General features: G+C 72.1%; 24 protein-coding genes and 2 pseudogenes. 15 read left to right on the top strand and 11 right to left on the bottom strand.

The window, feature by feature from the left end; all coding sequences use genetic code 11:
- Positions 1-217: pseudogene (locus ABT381_RS26335) on the bottom strand (AraC family transcriptional regulator); the annotation flags it as partial.
- Positions 218-252: 35 nt separating this feature from the next.
- Here ABT381_RS26335 and ABT381_RS26340 point away from each other — a divergent pair.
- The gene (locus ABT381_RS26340) at positions 253-1,182 is read left to right on the top strand and encodes a DMT family transporter (protein WP_351599005.1); all 930 of its coding nucleotides are present in this window, start codon (positions 253-255) and stop codon (positions 1,180-1,182) included.
- Here ABT381_RS26340 and ABT381_RS26345 read toward each other — a convergent pair.
- The 5 genes from ABT381_RS26345 to ABT381_RS26365 all read right to left on the bottom strand — a co-directional run bounded on the left by ABT381_RS26345 (position 1,169) and on the right by ABT381_RS26365 (position 5,335).
- Positions 1,169-1,369: a hypothetical protein gene (locus ABT381_RS26345; RefSeq protein WP_351599007.1), complete on the bottom strand. Its 201-nt coding sequence runs from the start codon at positions 1,367-1,369 to the stop codon at positions 1,169-1,171. The genes ABT381_RS26340 and ABT381_RS26345 overlap by 14 nt on opposite strands.
- Positions 1,370-1,535: 166 nt before the next feature.
- A complete protein-coding gene (locus ABT381_RS26350; protein ID WP_351599009.1) occupies positions 1,536-1,967 on the bottom strand; it encodes a hypothetical protein in 432 nt (143 codons plus the stop codon).
- Positions 1,951-2,148 carry a helix-turn-helix transcriptional regulator gene (locus ABT381_RS26355; protein WP_351599011.1) on the bottom strand — a complete coding sequence of 66 codons (198 nt, stop codon included), beginning with the start codon at positions 2,146-2,148 and terminating at the stop codon, positions 1,951-1,953. Before ABT381_RS26355 ends, ABT381_RS26350 begins: the two co-directional genes overlap by 17 nt.
- 76 nt (positions 2,149-2,224) lie before the next feature.
- Entirely contained in the window at positions 2,225-3,805 is a 1,581-nt protein-coding gene (locus ABT381_RS26360; protein WP_351599013.1) for an SGNH/GDSL hydrolase family protein, read from the bottom strand.
- A 63-nt stretch (positions 3,806-3,868) separates the two neighbouring features.
- On the bottom strand, positions 3,869-5,335 hold the full coding sequence (locus ABT381_RS26365; protein ID WP_351599015.1) for a sugar porter family MFS transporter: 1,467 nt from the start codon (positions 5,333-5,335) through the stop codon (positions 3,869-3,871).
- Positions 5,336-5,752: 417 nt separating this feature from the next.
- On the opposite strand from ABT381_RS26365, the gene ABT381_RS26370 reads away from it, so the two are divergent.
- From ABT381_RS26370 to ABT381_RS26380, 3 genes are all read left to right on the top strand, one after another.
- Positions 5,753-5,941 (top strand): hypothetical protein, encoded by a 189-nt coding sequence (locus ABT381_RS26370; RefSeq protein ID WP_351599017.1) that lies wholly within the window; start codon positions 5,753-5,755, stop codon positions 5,939-5,941.
- Between the two features lie 47 nt (positions 5,942-5,988).
- Positions 5,989-6,651, top strand: a complete 663-nt coding sequence (locus ABT381_RS26375; RefSeq protein WP_351599019.1) for a hypothetical protein — start codon at positions 5,989-5,991, stop codon at positions 6,649-6,651.
- Between the two features lie 110 nt (positions 6,652-6,761).
- Entirely contained in the window at positions 6,762-7,781 is a 1,020-nt protein-coding gene (locus ABT381_RS26380) for a DUF5954 family protein (RefSeq protein WP_351599021.1), read from the top strand.
- A gap of 74 nt (positions 7,782-7,855) precedes the next feature.
- Here ABT381_RS26380 and ABT381_RS26385 read toward each other — a convergent pair whose 3' ends face one another.
- Entirely contained in the window at positions 7,856-9,499 is a 1,644-nt protein-coding gene (locus tag ABT381_RS26385; protein WP_351599023.1) for a flavin monoamine oxidase family protein, read from the bottom strand.
- Positions 9,500-9,517: 18 nt separating this feature from the next.
- Positions 9,518-10,156, bottom strand: a complete 639-nt coding sequence (locus tag ABT381_RS26390; RefSeq protein WP_467754417.1) for an N-acetylmuramoyl-L-alanine amidase — start codon at positions 10,154-10,156, stop codon at positions 9,518-9,520.
- Positions 10,157-10,570: 414 nt separating this feature from the next.
- Here ABT381_RS26390 and ABT381_RS26395 point away from each other — a divergent pair, with 414 nt between their 5' ends.
- From ABT381_RS26395 to ABT381_RS26445, 11 genes are all read left to right on the top strand, one after another.
- Complete coding sequence (locus tag ABT381_RS26395; protein WP_351599027.1) at positions 10,571-11,914, top strand: cation:proton antiporter; 1,344 nt, start codon at positions 10,571-10,573, stop codon at positions 11,912-11,914.
- 67 nt (positions 11,915-11,981) lie between these two features.
- On the top strand, positions 11,982-12,476 hold the full coding sequence (locus ABT381_RS26400; protein ID WP_351599029.1) for a hypothetical protein: 495 nt from the start codon (positions 11,982-11,984) through the stop codon (positions 12,474-12,476).
- On the top strand, positions 12,460-13,422 hold the full coding sequence (locus tag ABT381_RS26405) for a bifunctional lysylphosphatidylglycerol flippase/synthetase MprF (protein ID WP_351599031.1): 963 nt from the start codon (positions 12,460-12,462) through the stop codon (positions 13,420-13,422). Before ABT381_RS26400 ends, ABT381_RS26405 begins: the two co-directional genes overlap by 17 nt.
- Before the next feature lie 64 nt (positions 13,423-13,486).
- A complete protein-coding gene (locus ABT381_RS26410; protein ID WP_351599033.1) occupies positions 13,487-14,620 on the top strand; it encodes an acyl-CoA dehydrogenase family protein in 1,134 nt (377 codons plus the stop codon).
- A 71-nt stretch (positions 14,621-14,691) separates the two neighbouring features.
- Positions 14,692-15,819, top strand: coding sequence for an SDR family oxidoreductase (locus ABT381_RS26415; RefSeq protein ID WP_351599035.1), 1,128 nt, complete (start codon positions 14,692-14,694; stop codon positions 15,817-15,819).
- Positions 15,816-17,111, top strand: a complete 1,296-nt coding sequence (locus ABT381_RS26420; RefSeq protein WP_351599037.1) for an aspartate aminotransferase family protein — start codon at positions 15,816-15,818, stop codon at positions 17,109-17,111. Before ABT381_RS26415 ends, ABT381_RS26420 begins: the two co-directional genes overlap by 4 nt.
- A gap of 31 nt (positions 17,112-17,142) precedes the next feature.
- On the top strand, positions 17,143-17,610 hold the full coding sequence (locus ABT381_RS26425; RefSeq protein WP_351599039.1) for a type II toxin-antitoxin system RatA family toxin: 468 nt from the start codon (positions 17,143-17,145) through the stop codon (positions 17,608-17,610).
- Positions 17,582-18,208: a flavin reductase family protein gene (locus tag ABT381_RS26430; protein WP_351599041.1), complete on the top strand. Its 627-nt coding sequence runs from the start codon at positions 17,582-17,584 to the stop codon at positions 18,206-18,208. Before ABT381_RS26425 ends, ABT381_RS26430 begins: the two co-directional genes overlap by 29 nt.
- Complete coding sequence (locus tag ABT381_RS26435) at positions 18,205-19,548, top strand: NAD(P)/FAD-dependent oxidoreductase (RefSeq protein ID WP_351599043.1); 1,344 nt, start codon at positions 18,205-18,207, stop codon at positions 19,546-19,548. The genes ABT381_RS26430 and ABT381_RS26435 overlap by 4 nt, the downstream gene beginning before the upstream one ends.
- 107 nt (positions 19,549-19,655) lie before the next feature.
- A complete protein-coding gene (locus ABT381_RS26440) occupies positions 19,656-20,900 on the top strand; it encodes a wax ester/triacylglycerol synthase domain-containing protein (protein ID WP_351599045.1) in 1,245 nt (414 codons plus the stop codon).
- A 39-nt stretch (positions 20,901-20,939) separates the two neighbouring features.
- Positions 20,940-21,488 carry a GNAT family N-acetyltransferase gene (locus ABT381_RS26445; RefSeq protein WP_351599047.1) on the top strand — a complete coding sequence of 183 codons (549 nt, stop codon included), beginning with the start codon at positions 20,940-20,942 and terminating at the stop codon, positions 21,486-21,488.
- 86 nt (positions 21,489-21,574) lie between these two features.
- On the opposite strand, the gene ABT381_RS26450 is transcribed toward ABT381_RS26445, so the two are convergent.
- From ABT381_RS26450 to ABT381_RS26460, 3 genes and pseudogenes are all read right to left on the bottom strand, one after another.
- Positions 21,575-22,459, bottom strand: coding sequence for an SAM-dependent methyltransferase (locus tag ABT381_RS26450; RefSeq protein WP_351599049.1), 885 nt, complete (start codon positions 22,457-22,459; stop codon positions 21,575-21,577).
- Positions 22,460-22,506: 47 nt separating this feature from the next.
- Positions 22,507-24,060 carry an ABC1 kinase family protein gene (locus ABT381_RS26455; protein ID WP_351599051.1) on the bottom strand — a complete coding sequence of 518 codons (1,554 nt, stop codon included), beginning with the start codon at positions 24,058-24,060 and terminating at the stop codon, positions 22,507-22,509.
- 91 nt (positions 24,061-24,151) lie between these two features.
- Positions 24,152-24,408, bottom strand: a pseudogene (locus ABT381_RS26460) (hypothetical protein); the annotation flags it as partial.

Below are 24,408 nucleotides of genomic sequence, written 5' to 3' on the forward strand. Positions count from 1 at the left end.
GCGCGGCCGAAGCCCCAGCGGTGGCGCCGCGGCGGGCCAGCGCGGTCACGGCCGCGGTCAGGCGTTCGTCGCGGACCAGCGGGTCGGTGGTGCCGGCGAGCGCGGCGTGCAGCCGGGCGAGCGCGTACGCGAGCGCGTGATCGGTCAGTACGGGGTCGGGGAAGAGCGGGAGCGCGCCGGACCGGCCGTCGGTGACGTCGGCGAGTACGTCACGCACGACGGAAGGGCCGAGGTGCACGATCCGGTAGTGGTATGGATCCGACTCTGACGGCCCCGGGCCCCGCCCGTCGCTCCAAGTCGGTCGTGGCGCAGGTGCCGCACGAGGTGGCGGCGCTGCTGCGCTTCGGGGGTGCCGCGCTGGCGCTGCTGGTGGCGGTGCTCCTCCTCGGCTCCCGGGGGCAGGGCGCGAAGGTGTCGCGGCGGGCCGGCGGTCGGGCGGCGCTCGCGGGTGTACTGGGGGTCTTCGCCTACAACAGCGTGTTCTTCTGGGGTCTTTCGCTCGCCCCGTCGCTGGACGCGGGCATTCTCATACCCGTCATGAGCCCCGTGCTCACCAGCCTGTTCCTGCTGGTCACGGGGCGGGAGCGAGCGTCGCGGGCACGGCTGGCGGGGCTGGGGCTCGGCCTCGCCGGTGCGGTGATCTTCTTCCTGGGCGCGGGCGGCAGCACGGACGGGGGCCCGTCGCGGCTCGCCGGGGACGCGCTGTTCCTCCTCAGTGCGGCGTGCTGGGCCGCGTACACGCTCGCCGGGCCACGAGTACTGGCCGGTGCCGACCCGCTGCGCGCCACGACGTACGCCACCTGCGCGGGCGCCGTCCTGCTGGGGCTGGTGGCCGCGCCCGCCGTGCCGGACGTGCGCTGGGGCGAACTGCCGCCGGGCCTCTGGCTGAACGTGGGCTTCCTGGCGCTGGGCGCCGCGGCCGTCGCCAACCTCCTGTACTACCGAGGCGTGGGCGCGGTGGGCCCGGCCTCCGCCTCGCTGATGATGTTCACCGTCCCGGTCGTCAACACCGTGTGCGGCACGCTGTTCCTCGGCGAGTCCTTCGGTCCGGTGCAGGCGGCGGGCGCGGCGGTCCTGCTGGCGGGCGCGGTCCTCGCCGCCACGCGGGGCCGGCCGCGCAAGCGCGTCCCCGTACCCGCTCCCGAGTCCGCTGAGTCTGCTGAGTCTGCTAAGACTGCTTAGGCGCGCGTCGCTCCCCCGGCTTCGAGGCGCGTTTCGGTGCCGGCCGGGGCTTCTCCCCCCGTACGGACGGCTGGTCCGCGTTCACCTCCTCGGCGCTGCGGTCCCTCTCGTCCTTGGCGGGCTCGCGCTTCTGGGCCGGTGCCATGCCCGCCTCCCGCGGGTCCCGGTCCGTACGTTCCTCACCCATGCTGCCTCCCTGGTTCGCGACGACGGCCGCATGCCGAACGGGCGCGGCGGCGGACTCCCGCCACCGCCCCCATCCCCTCACGCCCGGCCGCCCCGGGCGACCTCCGGCTGCTCCGAACGGCGGCACGGACCCGGCCTCGGGTGCGGCCTCGGCCTCGGCCCGGTGGTCAGCTGCCCGCCGGCACGCCCTTGCGGGTGTACGCGACCGCGGCGGCGCCGTACGTGAGGCCGCCGACCGCGCACAGCCACGTGAAGGGGCCGCCGGACTCGCCCTGGGCCACCTCGTAGACGGCACCGCAGAGCAGGACGACGGCCAGGACGTTCCCCGTCACCGCGGAGGCCCCGCGGCTGATCGCGCGCCGGCGTTCGTCCTCTTCGTGCCCGCTGAGCTGCGCGGCGACATCGCTGCGCCGGGCGAGGACCGTCACGGCCAGGCCATAGCCGATGACGATGACCGGCAGCGTGACGGCCATCGCGACGTTCCCGCGCATGGCCATGAGCACCGACTCCACCGCGCCCACGACCACGGTCAGCGCCAGGACGCTCCACCGCCTCACGCTGCGCCCGTTGCCCCGCGGGGTGTTACGCGTCGTCGACATGAAAGATCTCCTCCACGGTCAGCTCGAAATGCCGGGCGATCCGTATGGCCAGTGGCAGGGAAGGGTCGTACCGGCCCTGCTCGATGGCGTTCACCGTCTGCCGGGAAACCCCCAGCGCCGCCCCCAAAGCCTGCTGGGACAGCCCCTGGTCGGCACGGAGCCGCCGGACCTCGTTTCGCATATATGGAAAGTAAGCTTTACAGGGAGGAGTGTCAAGCACGCTTTACACGGCGGGTCCGGCCGCTCAGCAGTGAGCGTCAGGTACCGAACGGCAGCACCCGCCGGAAGAGATCCAGCGCCTCGTCCGCCCAGCCGATCACCTTCAGCGTCGGTGTCACATTCCCCGGCGGCCGGTTGATCAGCGTGTCGCGGCGGATGAGCCGGTCGAAGTCCACCATGACCGGGTCCTGGCGGGGCGTCACTCCATCGGGGTGCCGGAACTCGACGTTCGCCCGTCGCATCACATTGATCAGCTCCTGGGCGACGATCCCGTACGCGACGGTGGTCGGATGGACGCCGTCCAGCGAGAACAGGCCGCCGTCGGAGCGCCGTTCCCCGTCACTCGCGAGGAAGTGGGTGTTGGGCGGCGGGGTGAGGGCCTGCAGTTCGGGCGGCAGCGGGTACGGCTGCCACCAGTCCGGGCGGGCGAGCGGGTCCTCCAGATAGCGGCGTGCGGCGAGCCGGTCGAGAAGACCCGCGGTGTCCAGCAGGTACCAGTCCCGGCCCGCCTCCCGGGCCTGCCGCACTTCCGCGGTGAACGCGTCGTTGTACTGGTCGATGGCGTGGTCGACGGCGCGCGCCTGGTCGCCGGTGATGTGCGGGTCCTGGCGCGGATCGAAGGCGCTGTCGCTGATCCAGGGGCGGGTGTAGTACGGGAAGTAGGCGGACCCGGGCTCGGTCTTGCCGCCGACACCGCGCGCGAGCGGCGCGACCGTCACATGCGGCACGGTGCACCATATGACGTGCCGCGCCTTGATCTCCCGTACCTCGCGGACGACCTCCCGCAGTTCGGCGGCGAAGTGCTCGGGCCGCCAGACGGTGAAGGCGCCCTTGCGCCTCAGATCGTCGTAGCCTTCCTCGCTCCAGACCACGCGCAGGTCCGTCACCGCCCGCAGTGCGTTGTTGGCCCCCAGGAACACGATCAGCGTCTCTATGCCGTGCTCCGGGTCCGTGTCCCCGGCCTCCTCGCCGAGCGCCTTGGCCGCGCCGAGCTGCGACAGGGCCCCGGCTTCCGGCGGTTCGGTGGGCAGGACGCGCAGCGCGGCGCGCTCACCGGCGTTCTCCACGATCTGGTACACCAGATCGTCCTTGGGCGCGGATATCCGCGCGCGGCACACGTCGGCCGACTTCTCCAGCGCGTCCCGCAGATCCCAGCCGAACGCCGCGAGGTTGTGGTTGACGACCCGGGTCCGCGGCACCGCCGTGCCCGGGCCGCGCTCCCAGTAGTCCTCGACCCGGTCCATGAAGCCGCGGACCCGGAAGAGCGCGGGCGCCGTCTCCCACCAGTCCACGTCCCGGCCGTAGCGCGCTTCCAGGTCGCGCAGCAGCAGCTCGATATTGAGCGGCAGCCCTCCGTACCCGTTGTAGGAGGGGTACCGGAAAGCATCGCTCCAGCCCATCTCGTGGGCGATGATCGCGGGGAAGGACAGATCGGTGTGGAAGATCGACCCGCTCTGGAACCCCTGGGTGAGCGAGTCCCCTATGGCGACCAGCCGGTGCCGCGGCTGCCCCTGCCACGCACGCGGGGCGCTCGCTATGCCCAGCGTGGGATCGCTGACCGGTACTCGCGTGTGGTGCGGTACTCGCGTGCCGTGCTGCCGTCGTCCGGAATCGTTCATGCGCTCCCGCTCTCCCGTGACATGCAGAGCCCCTTACATGACAGCGCAAGTTGCCGCCGCAGGCTACGGGGCCGACGTCCGCCCGGTGGTTTCCCGCCGGTACGTCTCGCCGGTCATGGATTCCAGTTCCCGCTGCTTGGTCTCGGGGATCTTCCGCTCCACGAAGAAGAAGGAGGCGAAGGCGAAGAAGGCGAAGGCGCCGTAGAGCCAGGAGAGGCCGACCTTGTGGGTCATCGGCTCGAAGGCGAAGGTGACGATGAAGTTGAAGATCCAGTTCGAGGCGGTGCCGATCGCCAGCGCCATCGCCCGCATCCGGTTGGGGAACATCTCGGCGAGCATGACCCACATGATCGGGCCCCAGGAGAGCGCGAAGAACACCACGAACGCGTTGGCGCCGATGAGCGCCAGCGGCCCGTAAGGGCTGGGCAGGGTCACGCCCGCACCGCTGCCGCGCTGCTGCGAGAAGGCGACCGCGGTGAGCAGCAGCGCCACGAACATGCCGGCCGAGCCGATGGAGAGCAGCCGGCGGCGCCCGACCCGGTCCACGAACAGCATGGCGACCACGGTCATCACCACATTGATCCCCGCGGTGATCACCGACGTCGTGAACGAGCTCGACTCACTGAATCCGACCGACTTCCACAGCGTGGTGGAGTAGTAGAAGATCGCGTTGATGCCCACCAGCTGCTGGAACGCGGCCATGACGATGCCGACCCAGACCAGCGGCTGCAGCCCCATCCGGGGGCCGCGGATGTCCTGGAAGCTGCTCTTGTGCTCCTTGTGCAGGGTCTGCCGGATCTCCTGTACTTTCCCCTGCGGGTCGGCGACGCCGGTCACCCGCTCCAGTACGCCCGCGGCCTTGTCGTACTGCCCCTTGAGGACCAGGTAGCGCGGGGATTCCGGGATCAGCAGCGCCAGTACGCCGTACACCAGCGCCGGGACCACGCCGACCAGGAACATCCAGCGCCAGGCCGGCATGTCCAGCCACAGCTCGTTCGACGCGCCCCCCGCGGCTCCTGCCAGGCCCTTGTTGGAGCTGAGCACCACCAGCTGCCCGACGGTGATCGCCAGCTGCTGCAGCGACCCGAGCGCGCCGCGCCCGCTCGCCGGCGCCACCTCCGAGATGTAGGCGGGCGCGATCACGGACGCGATACCGATGCCGAGCCCGCCGATCACCCGCCAGACCATCAGGTCCGGTACGGAGAAGGCGAAGGCCGAGCCGGTCGAGCTGATGAAGAACATCGCCGCCCCGAGGATCATCACCTTCCGCCGCCCCCACCCGTCGGCCAGCCGCCCCGCGTACCAGGCGCCGACGGCGCAGCCCAGCAGCGCGATGGAGACGACGAAGCCGGAGAGGAAGGAGTTGAGCTCGAAGTGCGAGCTCAGGGAGTCCACCGCGCCATTGATGACGGAGGAGTCGAAGCCGAAGAGAAAACCGCCGACCGCGGCGGCGATGGAGATACCGACGGCCTTGCCGTGGCGGCCGGAGCTGGGGCTGGACGGCTGTGGTCCGGAGGCCGTTCGGGCCATAAGCGGGTGTCACCTTTTCCAGAGTCGACGCGGTCTGTTGTCCTGGAGTACCAGGTGCATTGTCGAGCAGCGACCCGTCCCGGCCGTGCAGGAACCGCCGGAACGCCCACCCCCGACACCACCGACTACCCCGATGGCCCGGACCTGCATCCGAACGGGTGACGGCCACGGATTTCCTTCTCCTCCCGCGCGCTGCTGCGGGAGGCGGCGGCTGGCTGGAGTCGGAGCCGGCGGTGTGGTGCGTATGGGCTGGATGTGGCACGCGGGGAACGACGGTCATATTCTGTAGGCCAGTTGGGGGCGGAGCCTGATCGGATCGGCCCTCTTTTGCGCTGGGCCGGCAACGCTTGACCGCGCGCTCGCATGTTCGCGTCGGCCGGCCGGGGTCGGCTCCGTCCTCACTTCCTGGAGACCAGCATGGCGCTGACCACCGGTCAGAAGGTAGCGATCGCCGTCGGCAGCATTGGCGCGGCAGGGGCGATCATCGCCGCGACGATCACCGTCGTGGGCGGCGACTCCGGCAATGACTACCGCTGCAACAACTCGGCGACGTGCGGGAACAACAACAAGGTGTCCACGTCGGACGACGGCGACGAGAAGCCGTGAGGGCAATGGTGCCGGTACCCGTTATGGACACGGAAGGAAACCCTGCTTTGTCCCGTCGCCCCTGGTGTCATCACACCGTCCGCGTCGCCTCAGGGGTCGTTCTCCTCCTCGCCGCCATGACCGGCTGCGCGGGCCAGACCACCCAGTGCAACGAGGGCGCGGTGTGCGGCAATGACAACGCCGTCGAGCACCACCCGACGCAGTCCACCACGCGCGCGTCCAGCTCCGCGCCGGCCTCCCCCTCGTCGGGCGGTGCGTCCGCCGAGTCGGCCGTCGGCCCGCCGGCCGCCGGCCCGGCAACGGCCTCGTCCGCGCCGTCGGAGAAGCGCTCCGCCGCGGACGAGTGCACGAGCTGGCGCGCGATCGACGCCGTACCGGGCGTCGAGGCCCGGCCCTGCTGGCGGCGCGATGGCGACAAGGTCTACCTGGTCGCCCAGTGGCGCTCGGACAGGCAGACACACATCGATGTGTACCTCTGGCTGAAGGACGCGGCCGGCGACCGGGTCGTCTACGCGAACGGTAAGGAGCCGTGGTCCTGGTCCCGGCTGAACACCGCGGACACCTCCCGCTGCCAGTATCCGGTGGGCGTCGCCCTGAAGCCCGGCACCACATACAACGTCAGCCTGTCCGTCAAGCCGCATCCATCCGATCCGCCGTACATCAGCAACCCCGCCGTGGACGGCTTCCAGATGAAGCTCGAGTACACGTGAACTCGACTGCGCGCTAAGGCATTCGCAAGCACGTACGGCCCATGCCACCACCGGGTCACCTCTGTGGATCAGGACCGGTCCGCCGCATTGCGGCAGCACAAAATGTGCGCATGAAAGAGGACTGGAAGCAGCAGATCGACCGGCTCCACGCTGATCTGGTGCGCCGGGACGACCCGGTTGCCTGGGTGAACGAGGCCGATGCCGTACAGGCGTCCTGCCGCTATCCGCACATCGCCGTCCGCGGGGCGCTCTTCGGTATCGCCACCCAGGACTCCGCGTCCGGTACCGAATGGCGGCTGCGGGGGCCGATGGCGGACGGCACGCCCCAGCAGGCCAGGGACGGGCTCAACTCGAAGCTGTGGTTCAGGGCTCTGGAAGACACCGATGACCCGGCCGTCCGCCGTGAGCTGCTGAAGGCGGTGGCCGTCCTCGAACGCGAGCGGGTCGACGAGTTGGAGGTACTGGGCGTGCGCTACCGGGTGGTGCGCGCCGACGAGTTCGCCCGGAGCGGCGAGGACGGGCTGGAGCCGCCGCGGCCGACGGACACCGAGCCCGCCGATCGGTCCTGGACCGGCCCGCACAAGCCGCCCTCACGCGATGACGGCCACGTCCTCGACCCCGGCCGTAAGGACGGCCTCATGGCCGGTGCCCTGAAACTGGGCCTGCGGGACTTCGCGTACGCCGGAGCCAGGTACCCCGCCGACGTGCGTGAGGACTCCGAGCGGGCGGCGACCACCCACCCGGACATCGCCCTGCTGCCCGTCGGCTTCGGCATCGCCGAACGGGTCGGGAAGGGCTGGCGGCCGCGCGGCTCGCTCATGCCGACGCCGCACGACGCACGCCGGCTGCTCCACGACGCGCTGACCGATGTCTGGCCGCGCCTCTACGAGCTCGGGGACGATGAGCGAGCCCGGTACGCGCGGGCCGCCGAGCGGTTCAAGGCCACCGGGCGGGACAACGAACTGCGGGTGGGCGACAGGCTGTTCAGGGTCTGCCGCATCGAGCGGTTGGTCAGGTGGGGGCCGGACGGGCCGGAACCGCCCCGCCCCTCGGACCAGGCCAACGACTACGAACCCATGAAGATCCACCCCACGATGGACGACGACGGCACCGTTCATCACGACCGCTGATCGTCCGGCCGCTCGCGCGCACGCTTCCTCACCTGCCGGGCCTTCCCAAGCAGTCCTCACTTGACCAGCAGTCCTCACTTGCCGGGCCTTCCCGTCGCAGGCCGTACCCCCATTCCGTACGCCACCCGGCAGGCGGATTCCAGGGCGCCCTCGATCCAGGCGCGGTAGTGGGTGCTGGTCTGGTCGCCGGCGAACCAGAGGCGGCCGTCGGCTTCCGGGGTGCGGGTGTGGGGGCCCAGTTCGACGGCCTGGCCGGGGGCGTAGCGGGCGGCTTCACCGCAGGCGTACTCGTTGCGGGCCCAGGAGGGGGATGCCCAGCGGCCCGTGTACGAGCGCTCGACGTCCTCCCCGTACAGGTCGGTCATCAGTTTCAGTGCGTGTCCGGCGCGGGCCTTGCCCGGCATGCTGTCCCACACGGCGGCGTCGTCGGCCGAGGTGGCGGAGGCGAGGACCACACCGCCGTCGCCGGAGGGGTGGGAGGGGTAGACGGTGCGGCGCAGGGGGGTGTCGGAGAGGTCGGCGCCGCCGTCCGTTCCCCACCAGCGCTGGTCGAATTCCAGCAGGACATTGGTCGCGGCGCCGTGCCGGAGTTCCTGCATGGCGCGCCGTTTTCCGTAGGAGAGGTCGGGGGTGAAGGTGACGTAGCGGAGGGCGGGGAACGGTGCGGTGATGATGACGCGGTCGGCCTCCAGATTCTCCGGCCGGCCCGTTCCGGTCTTCTCGACCGCGAGGCGGAGCTTGGCCGGCCGGGAGTCGACGCCGGTCAGCCGCCAGCCCGGGCGCAGCGTCCCCTCGTCGAGCTTGTCGGCCAGGGCCTTGGGCAGGTGGTCCATGCCGCCGGGGATCTCCCACTGCCGCGTGTCGGGAGGGAGAGCCGTGGTGGTGAGGAGGGCGTGGGTCAGGGAGAGGGGGAGGCGTGCGGTGCCGCTCTCCAGGGTGTCCAGCAGGTCGAGTTCGCCGGCCGTCAGCCCGGCCCGGTCGGTGAGGAAGCGTTGCAGCGACCATGAGTCGTACTGGTCGAGGAAGCGCGCCCAGCCGTCCGTGCTGTCGCCCTTCACCATGGCCCGTACGGGTTCGAGGGCGTCGTCGAGCATGGCAGAGGCGGTGCGGTCGTCGGTGACGTCGAAGGTCTTGTTCAGGGTGCGCGGGTGGCGTCGGTACTGGGCGCGGGAGGCCATGGCGCCGTTGACGTGCAGGATCCGGCTCTCGTCGTCGCGGACGAACGGGCGCAGGCCCACGCCGAGATGGCGGGCGAGGCCGGTCACGAGGGTGTGGGTGCCGGGGATGCGCAGGGCGCCGGCTTCCGCGTAGGCGGCGGGGTGGTGCCAGTCGCGCAGGGTCTGGACGCGGCCGCCGATCCGGTCCGGGTGGGCGTCGATCACCCGGACCTGGTGTCCGGCCTTCTGCAGGATGTACGCCGCGGCGAGACCCGCCATGCCGGCGCCGACGATCGCGATCCGCTGCCCTCTGGGCTCGATGTGCACGTCGTCGGTGAGGAGTTGGAGGTAGGTGGGGGTGAGGATCGTGCCGTCTTCGGCGGAGCGGGTGATGTCACGGGCCGCCGACCGTACCGCGGAGTCGGCCGCGCCCCCGCCGCCACCGTGGGGAGCGGCACCGGAGGTGGTACTGGCGAGCCCGGCTGCGGCCGACGCTCCGCCGGCGACTGCCAAGGCTCCTGCGGTGGCGAGGACTTGGCGCCGGCTGACCGGAGGATTCATGACGTGAGTGTGCTCGGATTACCACCATGTGTAGTCACCTGGTGATGGTTTATCACTCTTGGTGGGGATATCTGCCCACCAGTCCACGTCGGTGAGGGTCGGACGGGAGGGCGGAGGCGGGGGTGGGGCCCCTCCTCCCCCGCCGCCACCGCCGCCGTGGGACGGCGGGGCAGGGGGTGCGGCGGCGCCGCGGATCATGGCCGCCACCCGTCGGCGGAGTTCCCGCATATCCAGGCCCCGGGGGTCGGGCTTCCCCGGCTGCCACTCCTTGTGCCCGATCAGGGAGGTGTCCCCGTCGAGACCCCAGCCGTGCGCCTTGAGCAAGGCGGCCGACGCCCGTACCATCGCGTCCACCTGCGCGGCGGGCCACGGGTCGTAACCATCCCCGAGGTTCACACACTCGAAGCCGTAGAAGCAGGGGTTGCCGTCCACCGTGGCCTCGTCGTCGGCCGGGAGCGGCTGCTCGCAGACCACGGCGCCGAGCACGTCGGGGTCGCCCAGGCCCGCGTGGTTCGTACGGCCCCAGCCCACCAGCCACACCACGCCCCGCTTGTCGATGACGGCGTGGCAGAGCGGCCCCGGCAGTCCGGGGCGGCCGTCGCGGCACAGCTCGACGGTCCGCTCGGTACCCCTGGTGCCGGTGTGGTGAAGTATCACTCCGTGTACCGGCCCCCAGCGTCCCTGCCGGTTCCGGTTGTGCGTGCGCCAGTTGCCGACCTGCTTCACGGTCAGACCTTCTGCTCTCAAAGCGCGCAGCGCCTTTGAGGCTGTCAAGGGAATCGCCACACCTCAACTCTTTCCTTATTACAGGGGAGTTCAACCGCATTACAGGGGTGTTCAGCCGCCATTTCCGGATCAGGGGTTGTTTGTCGCCCGGCGGCACCGGTCGGCCCTCGGGGGCGTGGCGGCGGTCGGTGGATGCGCCGTCTGCGCGTGCGTGCCCCTGCCGGGCGGGCGCCCGGCGTTTGGCTCCGCGCGCCGGGCGGGCAGGTGCTGGGAGGTTGCAGAGAGTGACATCGGGGGCTGTCCGGCCGTGCCGGGCTCGCCCGTCCCCACCCGAAGGAGTCGACTGTGTCGTCCGCCGCCGACCCGCTGCCCGGCCTCCTGATCGTCGTTCCGGTCGTGATCGTCGCCTGCCGGGCGGGGGCGGCGCTCTGCCGCCGCCTCGGGCAGCCGCCAGTGGTCGGCGAGCTCGCCACCGGCATCCTGCTCGGCCCGTCCCTGCTCGGCTGGTTATGGCCCGAAGGGCAGGCGTGGCTCTTCCCGCCGGCCGTCGCCCCCTACACCGGGGCCCTCGGCCAGCTCGGGCTGCTGATCTTCATGTTCCTGGTCGGCCTGGAGCTGGACCTGGGGAATCTGCGCGGGCACGGCCGTACGGCCGTCGTCGTGAGCCAGGTGAGCATCGCCCTGCCGCTGCTGCTGGGCTCCGCGCTGGCGGTCGCGATGTACTCCACGCTCGCCCCCGAGGGCACGCACCGGCTGCCGTTCATCCTGTTCATCGCCGTGGCCATGAGCATCACGGCCTTTCCCGTACTCGCCCGCATCCTCACCGACCGCGGGTTGTACGGGACGCGGCTGGGCGCCCTGGCGATGACCTCGGCGGCCATCGACGACGTCACCGCGTGGTGTCTGCTGGCGGTCGTCGTGGCCGTCACCCGCAGCGGCTCGCCGCTGGACGCGGTCACCACGGCGGCCCTGGCGGCGGTCTTCTTCGCCTTCATGCTGTACGTGGTCCGGCCGGTGCTGGCCCGGTGGGCGGCGCGGGCGGCCCGGGTGACAAAGCCCCGCCCGGCGTCCGCACGCGAACCCGCCGGTACCGCCGGCCGGGACAGTCTCGTGCTCGTCGTGCTCTTCGCCGGGCTGTGTCTGTCCGCGTTCGCCACCGACAGGATCGGGGTGCACGCGCTGTTCGGTGCGTTCGTCTTCGGTGTGATGACGCCTCGCGGCTCCCTTGAGGTCGAGCGCTGCGCGACCCGGCTGCGCGCCGTCGCCGTGCCGCTGCTGCTGCCGCTGTTCTTCGTGCACACCGGGCTGCACACCGACGTCGGCATGCTGGTCGGCGACCCGGTGCAGTGGCTGTGGGCCGGTGCCGTGCTGGCCGTCGCCGTGCTCGGCAAGTGGGGCGGCAGCGCCGTCGCGGCCCGCGCCTGCGGGCAGCGCTGGCCGGGCGCCCTGTCGCTGGGCGCGCTGATGAACTGCCGCGGCCTGACCGAACTGGTCATCCTCAACATCGGCCTGGAGCTGCATGTGATCGGCCCCGACCTGTTCACCATGCTCGTCCTGATGGCACTCACCACCACCGCGATCACCTCCCCCGCCGTGACCTGGCTGCGCCGCCGGGCACGGCCGGCCGGTGGTCCGGATCGCCCCTCCATTTATGAGGGGTTGCACACACCGGTGCGTAACCAGGAGTGAAAAGGCATTCAGTTGGGGCCGGGCGATGCCGGGCACCAGCGGCCTCCCAGCACTTCTTGGAGCGCCCATGGACGCCAAGAACAGATTCGAGACGAAAACCACCTTCGCACTCTCCAGGCTCGAATGGCTGGCCTTTCTGGCAGCGTCACTCGTGCTGGCCTACCAGCATGTTTCCGAGATTCGCTGGGGCGTGTTCGCGGGCTTTTTTCTGGCGATCGACGTCATCGGTTACATTCCCGGCGCCATCGCCTTCCGGCGCAGCGCGGACAAGCGCATCGCGCGTGGCTACTACGTCGCATACAACGTGATGCACAGCCTGGTCACGGCGGGTGTGCTGGCCGGCGCGTGGGCACTGTACGCCGGGCCGGAATGGGCGCTGCTCGCGCTGCCCATCCATCTCATGGGCGACCGGGCGCTTTTCGGGAATTCACTGAAACCCTTCGGTGTCACCTTCGAGCCGCACACCAACCCGGCCTACCGGGCGTTCAAGAAGCAGTACTCGGACACGACCGTCGGCGGCGCACGACCCCCGCTGGAGGGCACGAATGCCGTCGGTACTTGACACGCTCACCGAATACAGCGACAACCCCAGCGCTTTTCTCGCACTGAACAGCGGGAACGAATATTTCCACGACGACCGGTTCGACGGCACCTGCGCCTATCTGCGGTCCGGGCGGTACGTTTTCCAATTCGGCGGTCCGTTCGCCGCGGCGGAGCACCGGGCGCAGCTGCTCGACTCCTTCGTGGCGCACGCGGGACGACGGCTGGTCGCGGTACAACTGCAGCGGCAGGACGCCGAGTTGTACGAGAAGCACGGCTTCACGGTCAACCAGCTCGGTGCTTCGTACGCCGTCGACCTGTCCCGCTTCACACTGCGCGGCTCGCGCTTCGTCCGGCTGCGGAACAAGATCTCACGTGCCCGGCGGGCGGGTCTGGAGGTGGCCGAGGTCCGGGTCGGTGACGACTGTGCCGAGCTGGACCGGGTCGACCGCGACTGGCTGCGGGACAAGGGCCGGCACGTCAAGGAGCTGCGGTTCCTCGTCGGGCAGCGGACCGGGGACCTGCAACGGCACCGCCGGCTCTTCGTCGGCCGGATCGAGGGCGCCGCGGTCGGCTACATCAATTACTCACCGGTCTTCGGCAGCCGTCCCGGGTGGCTGCACGACCTCAGCCGGCGGCTGCCCGCAGCGCCGCCCGGCGTGATGGAGGCGCTCAACGCCACCGTCGTCGAACGCCTCACGGCCGACGGCGCCGGGTGGCTGCACTTCGGGTTCACGCCGTTCACCGGCCTGGCCGAGGAGCACGAAGTGACCGGCGCCAGCCGCACGTTCGCCCGGTTCGCGCGCTTCCTCGCGGAGCACGGGCAGGCGATCTATCCCGCGGCCTCCCAGCTCGAATACAAGGAGAAATGGGCGCCGCACGCGGTCATCCCGGAGTACATCGCCTTCAAGGGCAGGCCCCGCATCGGGGCCGTCTGGCAGCTGATGCGCGCCGCCAACGCCCTGTGAACGGACGGGCCCTGACAGGGCCCTGGCTGCTCATTCCACCCCGCACCCTGGAGGACGCACGTCCATGAGATTTCTCGAGCGTGAACGCACCACGCTGGCCAAGCTGTTGCCGGACCTGGACCCCGCCCTCCGGGAGATCCCGCTGATGGAGCTGGAGCGGCCGGGCAGCCCGGGCATCGGGCTCTTCCGGGACAGCGGCGGCCCGGGGCTCCTGGTCCCCGAGGCGCACCAGGGCCGGGGCGCCACCGCCCTGGACGCACTGCGGGTGCAGCGGGCCATCGGCAGCCGCTCGCCGTCGCTGGCCGTGGCGACCACCATGCACCACTTCTCGATGGCCACCCTGGTCGGCCTCGGCGATCTGGGCGACGGCCTGGAGTGGATGCTGATCGAAGGCGCCGCTTCGACCAACCGCATCATCGCCTCCGGCTTCGCCGAGGGGCGCCGCGGCGCCGGCATCCTCGACCCGTCGATGACCGCCACGGTGACGGAGGACGGCGTACGGCTGAACGGGGTCAAGCGCCCGTGCAGCCTGGCCCGCTCCATGGACATGCTGACCGCCAGCGTCGTCGTGCCCCGCGAGGACGGGCAGGGCGACGAGCTCGCGGTGGCGCTGGTGCCCGCCGAGAGCGAGGGGCTGAGCGTCAGCGGTTTCTGGTCCAGCGCCTTCCTGGCCGGTGCGGAGAGCGAGCAGGTCACCCTCACCGACGTACTCGTACCGCCGGATCTCCTGCTGCGGACGGCGACGCCCGCCGGAGCGCGGCTGGACGACCTCCAGACGGCCGGACTGGTCTGGTTCCAGCTGCTGATGACGGGCAGTTACCTGGGCGTCGCCAGTGCCCTGGTGGAACGAGTACTGCTCAACGACCGGGTCCCCGACCACGACCGCGTGCGGCTGCTCGTCGAGACCGAGGCCGCCATGGCCGCGGCGGAGGGCATCGCCCGCCGCGTGGACGAGGGCGATCTCGGCGAATCCGCGTTGGCCGCTGCGTTGTACACCCGGTACAGCAGCCAGGACACCATCGCCGGCATCGTGCCGCGCGCGGTCGAACTGCTCGGCGGCCTCAACTTCATGACCTCCGACGAGGTCGGCCACCTGGCCGCCTGCGCCAACGGACTGGCCCTGCACCCGCCGTCCCGCGCCCGGATGACCGGCCCACTCGCCGACTACCTCGCCGACCAGCCTCTCGTCATCGCCTGATCCACCGCCCCATCGCCTGACCCACCCACCGACACCACGACAGCCGACACCTGTCGGGAGGAATCCGACCCATGCCGCAGTACCCCTTGCCTGCCGCCGTCCCGCCCACGTCCCGCGCCGCCTCGCGCGCGCGTCCCACCCTGTTGCTCACCGGGGGCTCCGGAGTGCTCGGGCGCGCCCTGATCGACGAGCTGTCCCCCGACTTCGACCTGGTCTGCCTGCGCCGCAACCGGCCGCTGCACGATCCCCGGGTGCGCGAGATCCAGGGCGACCTGCTCGCGCCCTCCCTGGGCCTGACCCCCGTGGCGTACCACCGGCTCGCCCTCGACGTGGACCTGGTGCTGCACTCCGCCGCCGAGACCAACTGGCGCACCCCGCCCAAGGACATCGAGCGGACCAACACCCTCGGCACACAGGCCATGCTCGACCTGGCAGCGCGGGCCGACGCGCCCCTGTACCTGGTGAGCACCGCGTTCGTGGCGAGCGCGCTGACCGAGGAGGACCGGCAGCGCTTCCCGGGCGCCGCCGCCTACCTCGACTCCAAGATCACGGCCGAGCAGATGGTGCGTACCTCCGGCGTGCCCGGCGCCATCGTGCGTCCGTCGGTCGTGATGGGCGACTCCGTCACCGGGCGGATCGCCGGGCAGCAGGGCCTGACCAAGGCGATCGGGTCGATGGTGCTGGGGCAGGTGCCGGTGCTGCCCGGCGCCCCCGACGCGCGGATCGACATGGTCCCGCAGGACGTCGTCACCCGCGCCATCGGCGATCTGATCCGGGGCGGGGTGGGCAGCGGCGAGTACTGGCTGACGGCCGGCGAAGAGGCCCCGCTGCTCCGCGAAATCGCGGACACCTGCGAGGAGTTCGCCGTCCGTCGCGGGCTGCCGCGGCCCGCCCGGCCGCGGCTCGTCCCCGTCGAGGCGGTGCACCGGCTGCTGCTGCCGATGCTGGAGGGCACCTCGCTGCCCGAGTCGATGCGCCGGCGCTTCCAGTACTACGCGGAACTGCTGCTGGTCTTCCAGCGCGAGCTGCCCTTCGCCACCTCTCTGGGCGGTCCCGACTGCGGCAGCCGCCCCGCCCACGCCGACATCCGCACCGCGCTCGTCCGCAACCTGGAGAGCTGGGCCGAAGGCCGCTCCGGAGTACTGCGCCGGCATCGCGCGCGGCCGGCCGACGCGTCCCCCGCGGAGGTGGCGTCATGACCCCCTCGGCACCGGCGGCCCGGGCCCGGGAGGGCTCGCCTGCCGCGCCGCTGCCCCGCGGCTCCGACCTCGTCGAGCTGTACCGCAAGCACGTCGGCTCCGGCCGCGCGGTCATGGGCTGGGTGCTCGGCGGCATGGGCGAAGTACGGTCAGAGGGCCCCTGGGTGTATGCGGACGACGGTCGCCGGTTCCTCGACTTCGGCGGGTACGGCGTCTTCATCCTCGGGCACCGGCACCCGGCCGTCGTCGAGGCCGTGCACCGCCAGATCGACACCCACCCGCTCTCGACCCGGGTCTTCCTCGAACCGGTCGGGGCGCGCGCCGCCCAGGCCCTGGCCGCGCACACGCCGCCGGGGCTCGACTACGTCCACTTCGTCAACTCCGGCGCCGAGGCCACCGAGGCCGCCCTCAAGCTGGCCCGCGCGCACGGACGCAACGCGATCATCACCACCCGGCACGGCTTCCACGGCAAGACGCTCGGCGCGCTCAGCGTCACAGCCAACCCCAAGTACCAGGCGCCGTTCGAACCGCTGCTCCCGGACACCACGCAGGTCACCCACGGCGACCCGGCCGACCTCAAGCAGGCGCTGGCCGCCCGCCGCGACCGGGCGTGCGTCATCCTGGAACCGGTGCAGGGCGAGGCCGGCGTGCGCATCCCGGAGCCCGGCTACCTGACCGAAGTGGCCGCGCTGTGCCGTGAGTTCGGCGCGCTGCTCGTCGTGGACGAGATCCAGACGGGGCTGGGACGGCTCGGTACGTGGTGGGGCGTGGACGCCGAGGACGTCCGCCCGGACGTGCTCCTGGTGGGCAAGGGGCTCAGCGGCGGGGTGGTGCCGATCGCCGCGATGGCCGCCACGGAGGAGGCGTACGCCCCGTTCGGCCGCGACCCGTTCCTGCACACCTCCACCTTCGGCGCCTCCCCGATCGCCTGCGCCGCCGCGCTCGCCACCGTCGAGACGATGGAGCGGGAGCAGATCGTGGCGCGCGCCGCGACGCTCGGCGAGCGCATCCTCGCCGGGGTCCGTGCCGCGTGCGCCCCTCATCAGGGCGGCCTGGTCCGTGAGGTACGCGGCAAGGGCCTGCTGATCGGCATCGAGTTCGCCGAGGAGCGGGCGGTCGGCGAACTCCTGCTGGAACTGATCGCGCACGACGTGCTCGTCAACCACTCCCTCAACTCCAACCGGGTGCTGCGGCTGACCCCGCCGGCGCTCGTCGACGGCGCCGCTCTCGACCTGTTCTTCACCGCCCTCGCCGAGGCCCTGAACACCGCAGCGGCCCGGATGGCCGGCTGATCTCCCGTACGGAAAGGAACGCGATACACCCATGCGCCATGTATCCCTGCACGCGCTCGCCCGCGGCCTGGCACCGGCCGACGCCTACCACAGGATCACCGATTTCCGCCGGTACCCCGAACTCACCGACACCGTACGGGAGGTCAACGTGGGGCCCCCGCTGCCCGACGGCTCGGTGGTCTCGGAATGGGTCGTCTCCTTCCGCGGCGGTCTGATGAGGTGGCAGGAGCGGGACACGTTCTCGCCGAAGACGCTCACCCTCACCTTCGAGCAGACCGAGGGCGACTTCCAGACCTTCGAAGGGAGTTGGCGTTGTGCTGCCTCCGACGACGGCACCCTGATCGTCTTCACCGCCTCCTTCGACCTCGGCATCCCGACCCTGGCGGAGATCCTCGACCCGGTGGCCGAGTCCACGTTGCGTACCAACATCGCCCGCATCCTCGCGGGCCTGGTCGACGCGGAGGTGCTCGATGACTGCGCGGCTGCGGCCCGTGGCTGAGCAGGCGGCGACCGCCGCCCCCGCACGCGTGCCGCGGCCCTGGGCGGGCGACGACGAACCGGCCGGTGCGCGGTGGGACCCGCTGCGCGAGGAGCCCGGCCCCGGTGCCGCCCGCTGCCTGGCCCTGTACGCCAAGCTGGCCTCCGGGGTGACCGTCGTGACGGCCAGGGGCGAGGACGGCCCGCTCGGCATGACCGTCTCGGCCGCCACTTCGGTGTCGGCCCGGCCACCGCTGCTGCTGGCCTGCCTGCGCGACGGCTCCCGTACGCTCGGCGCGGTCCGCGCCTTCGGCGCCTTCGCGGTCCACCTGCTGCGGGAGGAACAGCGCGACCTGGCGGCCCGGTTCGCGAGCCCGACGACTCCGGCGGCGCAGCGGTTCGCCGGTACGGACACCTGTGACGTGCTCGGTGTCCCGGTGTTCACCAAGTCCCTGGCCTGGTCGGTGTGTCTGGTGGAGGACGTGCGCCGGTACGGCGACCACCACCTGGTCGTCGGGCGGGTGGCGGCCGTGCACGTGGGCGCGGGGCGGCCGCTGCTCTGGCACGACCGGGGGTTCCGGTCCCTCGCCGGGGCGCCCGCGGCGGACGGCGCCGGGTGAGCCGGCCGCCGGCCGGTACGCCCTGCTGGGAGCCGGCGGACCGCGGAGCGCCGGGCACCGAGCTGCCACCACTCCCCCGGCTCCGCGGCGTGGTCACGGCGGACGTGGCCGTGGTCGGGGCCGGTCTCGCGGGGCTGGCCTGCGCCTATCACCTCGCGGACCGGGCGCCCGGGCTCACCGTCGTCGTGGTCGACGCGGAACAGCCCGCCGCCGGGGCCAGCGGGCGGGGCACCGGTCTGCTGGGCCCGAGGGCGGGGCCGCCGGTCGATCAGGCGCTGCGCCGCTTCGGCCGGTCGACCGCACGCCGTATGCACCAGGCGAGCGTCGAAGCGGTGGATCAGGTACTGGACCTGTGCGCGCGGCTCGACGTGCAGTGCGGGCTGCGGCCCGGCGAGCAGCTCATGGCGACCCGCGCGCCCGCCGGCCTGGTGTCCCTCGCCCGGCAGGCCAAGGCGTACCGGGCGCTGGGCCTGGACGTGCCGGTGCTCACCCAGGGCGCGATCCGCGCCCGGGTGGGCGTGGCTTACAGCGCGGGGCTGCTCCACCGCCCCGCGGCCACGCTCGACCCGGCCGCGCTGACCCGCGCCCTCGCCCGCGCCTGCGCCGCCAAGGGCGTGCGGTTCTACGGGGACAGTCCGCTGCGGTCGGCGCGCGCCGGGGACCTGATCGGCCCCGAGCTGCTCTTCCCGCACGGCAGCGTGCACGCCGGGCAGGCGGTACTGGCCGTCAACTCCGCCGCGGGGGCGCTGGACCTGCCGGTCGGCACGGTCCTCCCGCTGGAGGTGTACGCCGTCGCCACCGCTCCCCTGAGCCCGACGGCGTACGAAACGCTGGGCGGCCGTGCGGGGTGCTCGGTGGTGGACGCGGTACCGATGGCGCCGTACTTCCGGCTGCTCCCGGACGGCGGGCTGGTGGCGGGCGGCGGTACGGCCCTGGCTCCGGACGGGCTCGGCGCGCGGCGGGTTCAGTCCGTCCGCGAGCGGGCCTGGGCCTGGCTGGAGCGGTGGGTGGGGTCGCTGCACCCGGAGCTGTCCGGGGTGCCGGTCACCCACCGCTGGTCAGGGCGCATCGGCATGACCGGGGACGGCCTGCCGGTGGTCGGCCGGGTCCCCGGCTGCCCCGACGTCTGGTACATCGGCGGCTGCTGCGGGCACGGCCTGGCGCTGTCCGTGGCGCACGGCGCGTACGTGGCCGGGGCCCTGCTCGGCGATCCGGGCCCGGGCGGACCGCTGCCGTGGCACCGGTCGAGAGCGCCGCGGCTGCCCGTCCACGGGGCCGGCCGCCCCCTGCTGCGGGCCTACGTGGACACGCTCGGCAGGGCCGCACGACGGGCGTGCTGAGCGCCGTACCGGGGCCCCCGGCCACGACGAGCGTGCTGACCACCGCCGGGGTTCGGCCCCCTCCCCCCGCATATCCAAGTCATCCCCACCCCGACAGGGAGTTCACGATGCGACCACACCCCGGCACCGACGGGGCCCTGCTGCCGTCCCTGCCCATGGGGACGGCGGATGCCGCCTATCACCGGGCCATGGACGGCCGGCCGTTGCCACTCAGCTTCATGTTCGGCTTCGGCGGGCGGCCGCCGACGCTGGACGCCGTACGCGCGCGCGTTGCCGAACGCGCCGACCGCATCCCGGCGTTGCGCTACCGCATCGTCCGCGACCGCAAGACGCTCCAGCGCGTCGACCGGATCTCCGTGGAGCAGCACGTCCACGAGGCATGGCTGCCCGACGACGCCGACGGGTCGGTGGCCGGTCGGCTGATGCTGTCCAGCCCGATGAGCGCGGGCGGCCGGCCGCCCTGGGAAGTCTGGCTGATCCACGGGCCGACGGGCAGCTACACCCTGTGTTACCGCACCGACCACACTCTCCAGGACGGGGTGGGCGCCGCCCATACCGTCCGGGCCCTCCTCGACGACAATCCCGAGGGCGGCGGGCTGGTACCGCAGCGCCGCGCGTGGCCCACCGCCAAGGGGCTCGCCGGTGCCTTCGGCGACGTGGCCGCCGCCTTCCGCCCGCCCGGCGCCCAGCCGGCCTTCAGCGTGCCGGGCAGCGGCCGCACCAGCGTGTGCCACGCGGACACGCCGCTGGCGCGGCTGCGCGCGATCGGCCGGGCGTACGGCGGCACGGTCAACGACGTGTACCTCGCCGCGCTCTCCCACGCCGTACACGCCTGGCACATGAAGGGCACCGGTTCGCTCCATCCGCCGCTGCCGGTGGCGGTGCCGATGTCGGTCCGGGCGCCGGGCGAGGAGTACGCCCCCGGCAACCGGATGGTGACCGCCCGGCTGCTGCTGCCTTGTGACGAGCCGTCACCACATCGCGCTCTGGCCCGAGTCATCGCGGACACCGGCCGCCTGCGCCGCACCCGGCAGCGCGACGCCATCCGCCTGCTGATGGCGGCCACCCCGCGCGCGATCGGTGCCCGGGTCGGCATGCGGATGGTCAACGGCGAGGTGATCGGTGCCCCGACGAGCAGCGTGAACTTCGGCAACGCCCTCGTCCACCGCGGCGCCGCCTCCCGCCGCACCGCCGTCTTCGCCGACCTGGCGGCCGGCATCCGCTGCCTGACGACGCTGACCAGCCAGCACGACACCGCCTGCCTGACCGTCGTACACGACGACGCCCTCCCGACCGCCGACGAACTCCCGGACCTGTGGCTCGCGGCACTGCTGGAGCTGGAGCGGGCGTAGGGCGTCTCTTTCGTACGAGCGCGCGATAGGTTGCCCGCCATGACCGAACTCGGACCCGGCGCCTGGCCACCCGCCCCGATACGGACCGAACGGCTCGTGCTCCGCGAGTCCGAGGCCCGGGACCGTGCGGCGTTCATCGAGCTGTTCGCCTCACCAGAGGTGGGCACCTACGTCGGTGGGCCTCGACCGTGTGATGAGCTCGAACGTGCAATGCCTGAGGTGCCCGGGCGGCGCCCCGGCCTTTTCGTGATCGAGCTCGACGGAGCGATGATCGGCACCATCGAGCTCAACCGCCGCGACGCGGAGCGTCGGAGCCGTGTCCGTCCCGATGCCGGAGAGGCCGAACTCGGCTACCTGCTCCTGCCGGAGGCATGGGGGCACGGGTACGCCGCCGAGGCGTGCGCGGCGGTACTCGACTGGTTCGCCGACGCGCTTCCCGGCGAGCCGGTGGTGCTCTGCACCCAGACCGCCAACGACCGTTCGATGCGTCTCGCGGCGAAGCTGGGGTTCGCCGAGGTGCAACGGTACGAGGCGTGGGGCGCCGAGCAGTGGATGGGCGTGTGGTCCCCGGTCGCGCCGTCCGGTTGAGCCAGGCCGGAAGGTGCACTGCACTGGCCCACAGGCGGAGAGCCCCGGACACGGTGTCCGGGGCTCCCGTATGCGGTGTGCCGTGTTCAGTCGCCCGGTCCGTCGCCGAGCGTCCCGGTCATCAGGAAGACGCACTTCGCGGCGCCCGCGGTGAGGATCGGCAGGTACGGGGAGAGGCGCTGCATCACGTATGGCAGCGTGAACAGGTCGGCGGCCTGGGCGTCCCAGCCGTGCCGCGTCCACCAGCGTTCCGGCTCGACCAATTGCCAGCGCCAGCCGAGCCCGGTGCCGGCGAGGGCGTCCAGGAAGGGCGCCACGAAGGTCGACGAGGTGGCGGAGGCGTTGACGCACTCGGCCGCGAAGGCGCTGCCGGGCGCGGAGAGTTCCGTCATCGTGCCGACGATCGACTCCACCGTCTCCGGCGGGAGGTGGTACAGCAGCGTCTCGGCGAGCCAGGCGGTGGGTTTTCGCGGGTCGAACCCGGCGGCGACCAGGTCCCCGCCCCAGGCCCCGGCCGGGTCCGCGCCGACGGCGGTGCGGCGTCCGCAGGAGGGGCGCCGGTCAGCCAGTACGCGTTCCTTGAAGTCCAGTACGGCGGGGTGCTCGACCTCGAAGAGGTGTACTCCGGTCGGCCAGTCGAGGCGGTGGGCGCGCGCGTCGAGGCCGGCGCCGAGCAGTACCACCTGACGGCAGCCCGAACGGGTCGCCGCGTTGAGGTAGTCGTCGAAGAAGCGGGTGCGCACCACCGCCCAGTCGGGCAGCAGCCGCTGCAGCAGGCCCTCGCCGGGAGGCCCGCCGCGAAAGCCCGCCGCGTCGAGGAACTCGGCGGCGAGCGGGTCGCGTACGTACGGCGCGGCCCGCTCGCACTCCGCGGCGTGCGCGGCCGCCGTCCAGAGCGCGACCGGCGAGAGCCCGTCCGGAAGCGTGGCGCCCGGTGGCGAGGTGGACTGCGGTCCTGCGGTGTCCGGCATGGGGAACCTCCGTGTCGTGGGGGTGGATGACGGCCGCGCGCCCGAGGTCAGCGGGCGCGGCGATGGCCGAGCAGCAGCGCCAGGGCGCCCAGCGCCAGCAGGCCGCCCGACGGGCGGGTGGTGCGCTGGCCGCCCATGGCGGCGGTGGTGCGTGGCTCGTGGACGTTCAGGGCGAACTGGCGGTTGGCGATGTCGGCGAGTACGCCGCGTACCTGCTCGGGGCTGGTGACCGCGGCGAGCAGCATTTCCATGGAGTTGCGGGCGAACTGGCTGCCGCCGAGGAACTCGCGGCCCAGCGCGAGCAGGATCTTGGGCACCTCGCCCTTGAACACCTCCGGCAGCGTGATCTCGGGGGCGAGACACCGCACCGAGCCATCGAGGTTGGCGAACGACTTGCCGAGCAGCGAGACGGCCGGCGGCGAGCCGATGCCCCGCTTGGTGGCCTTGGCGAGGACGGTGGTGAGCGAGACGCCGAAGTTCAGGTCGTCCAGCGAGAGATGGGAGACCTTGGGCACGAACGCCGCCATGTCGGCGGTGAAGGCCGGCATGTTGGACCACGCCGTCATGCGGCCCATCTCGGCCCAGTGGTGGGCGAGCCCGACGCCGTCGTTCTGGGCCAACGTCATGAAGAGCGGGAGCAGTTGGAGGCTGGTACGCCGGTCGAGGCGGCCGACCATGCCCCAGTCGATCAGGGTCGCGGGGCCGCCGGGCACGGCGAAGACGTTGCCCGCGTGCGGGTCCGCGTGGAACATCCGGTGGACGAAGTACCCGTGGTACATGAACCGCAGCAGGTCCTTGCCGATCTCGATGCGTTCGTCGTCGCTGAAGTGCGCGCGGTCGATGTGCCGTACCGAGGAGCCGGGGGCCAGCGACTGGACGAGGACCCTGGGGCCGGCGTGCATCACCCTGGGTACTTCCAGCGTGCGGAACCGCCGGATGTGCTGGCGGGCCTCGTCCATGTTGCGCGCCTCGCCGGTGAAGTCGAGCTCCGGCTCCATCGCGTCGAAGACGGAGCCGAGCATCGCCTCGGTGTCGATGACCTCGTTGAACCGGGGCGCGACCCGGGCCACGATTTTGGCGGCCCGGCGCATCAGGGCCATGTCCGCGAGGACACCCTCGCGGATGCCGGGCCGCTGGATCTTGACCACGGCCGGCCGGCCGCCGGGCAGCGTGACCCGGTAGACCTGGGCGAGCGACGCCGCGCCGAGCGGGGCGGTGGTGTCGATGTCGTCGAACCGCAGCTTCCAGTCCGGGCCGAGGTCCCGCGCCAGCACGGGCTCGAAGACGGAGAACGGCTGGACGTCGACCTGGTCGTGCAGGTTCTGCAGCTCGTCCCTGATCGACTCGGGCACCATGTCGGGCCGCGTCGAGAGGATCTGGCCGAGCTTCACGTAGAAGGGGCCGAGGCTCTCCAACGCGTGGCGCACCGCTTTGGCGCGCCGGTCCTCGGATCCGGCGGAGGCCGCGTCGGCCTCCGCCGGGGACCGTTCGTCCCGTTTCGACCGGCGGCGCCTCTTGGTGGCCTGTCCGACCTCGTCGGCGACGAGGTTTCCCAGGACCTTGACCACGAGACGCAACCGGTCACCGACTACAGACGCCACCGTGTGTGTTCCTCCTCGGTCGACTGTGTACGAGGGCCAACAGCCGGTGTGCTCGGCACGACCGGCCGAGCGGGACGGATGGGCGGGCGGGTCAGCTCTGGGGTGCCGGCTGGCCGCCGCCCTGGCTCTGCAGCGCACCGCCGGCCTGGCTCTGCAGCGCCTGCATCAGCTTGGGCAGCATTTCGAGCAGCTGGGTGAGCTGGTTCGGCAGCGTGGAGAGCGACGTGAGCAGGTCGCCCACGCCGCCGGCGGCGTGCCCGGCGCCGCCGGCCAGCTGCCCGAGGCCGCCGAGCGCGCCTGCCGCACCGCCGAGCGCGGCGAGCGGGTTGGCGGCCCCGCCGAGTGCGG

This window comes from Streptomyces sp. NPDC000151 (genome assembly GCF_040301705.1).
Classification (GTDB): domain Bacteria; phylum Actinomycetota; class Actinomycetes; order Streptomycetales; family Streptomycetaceae; genus Streptomyces.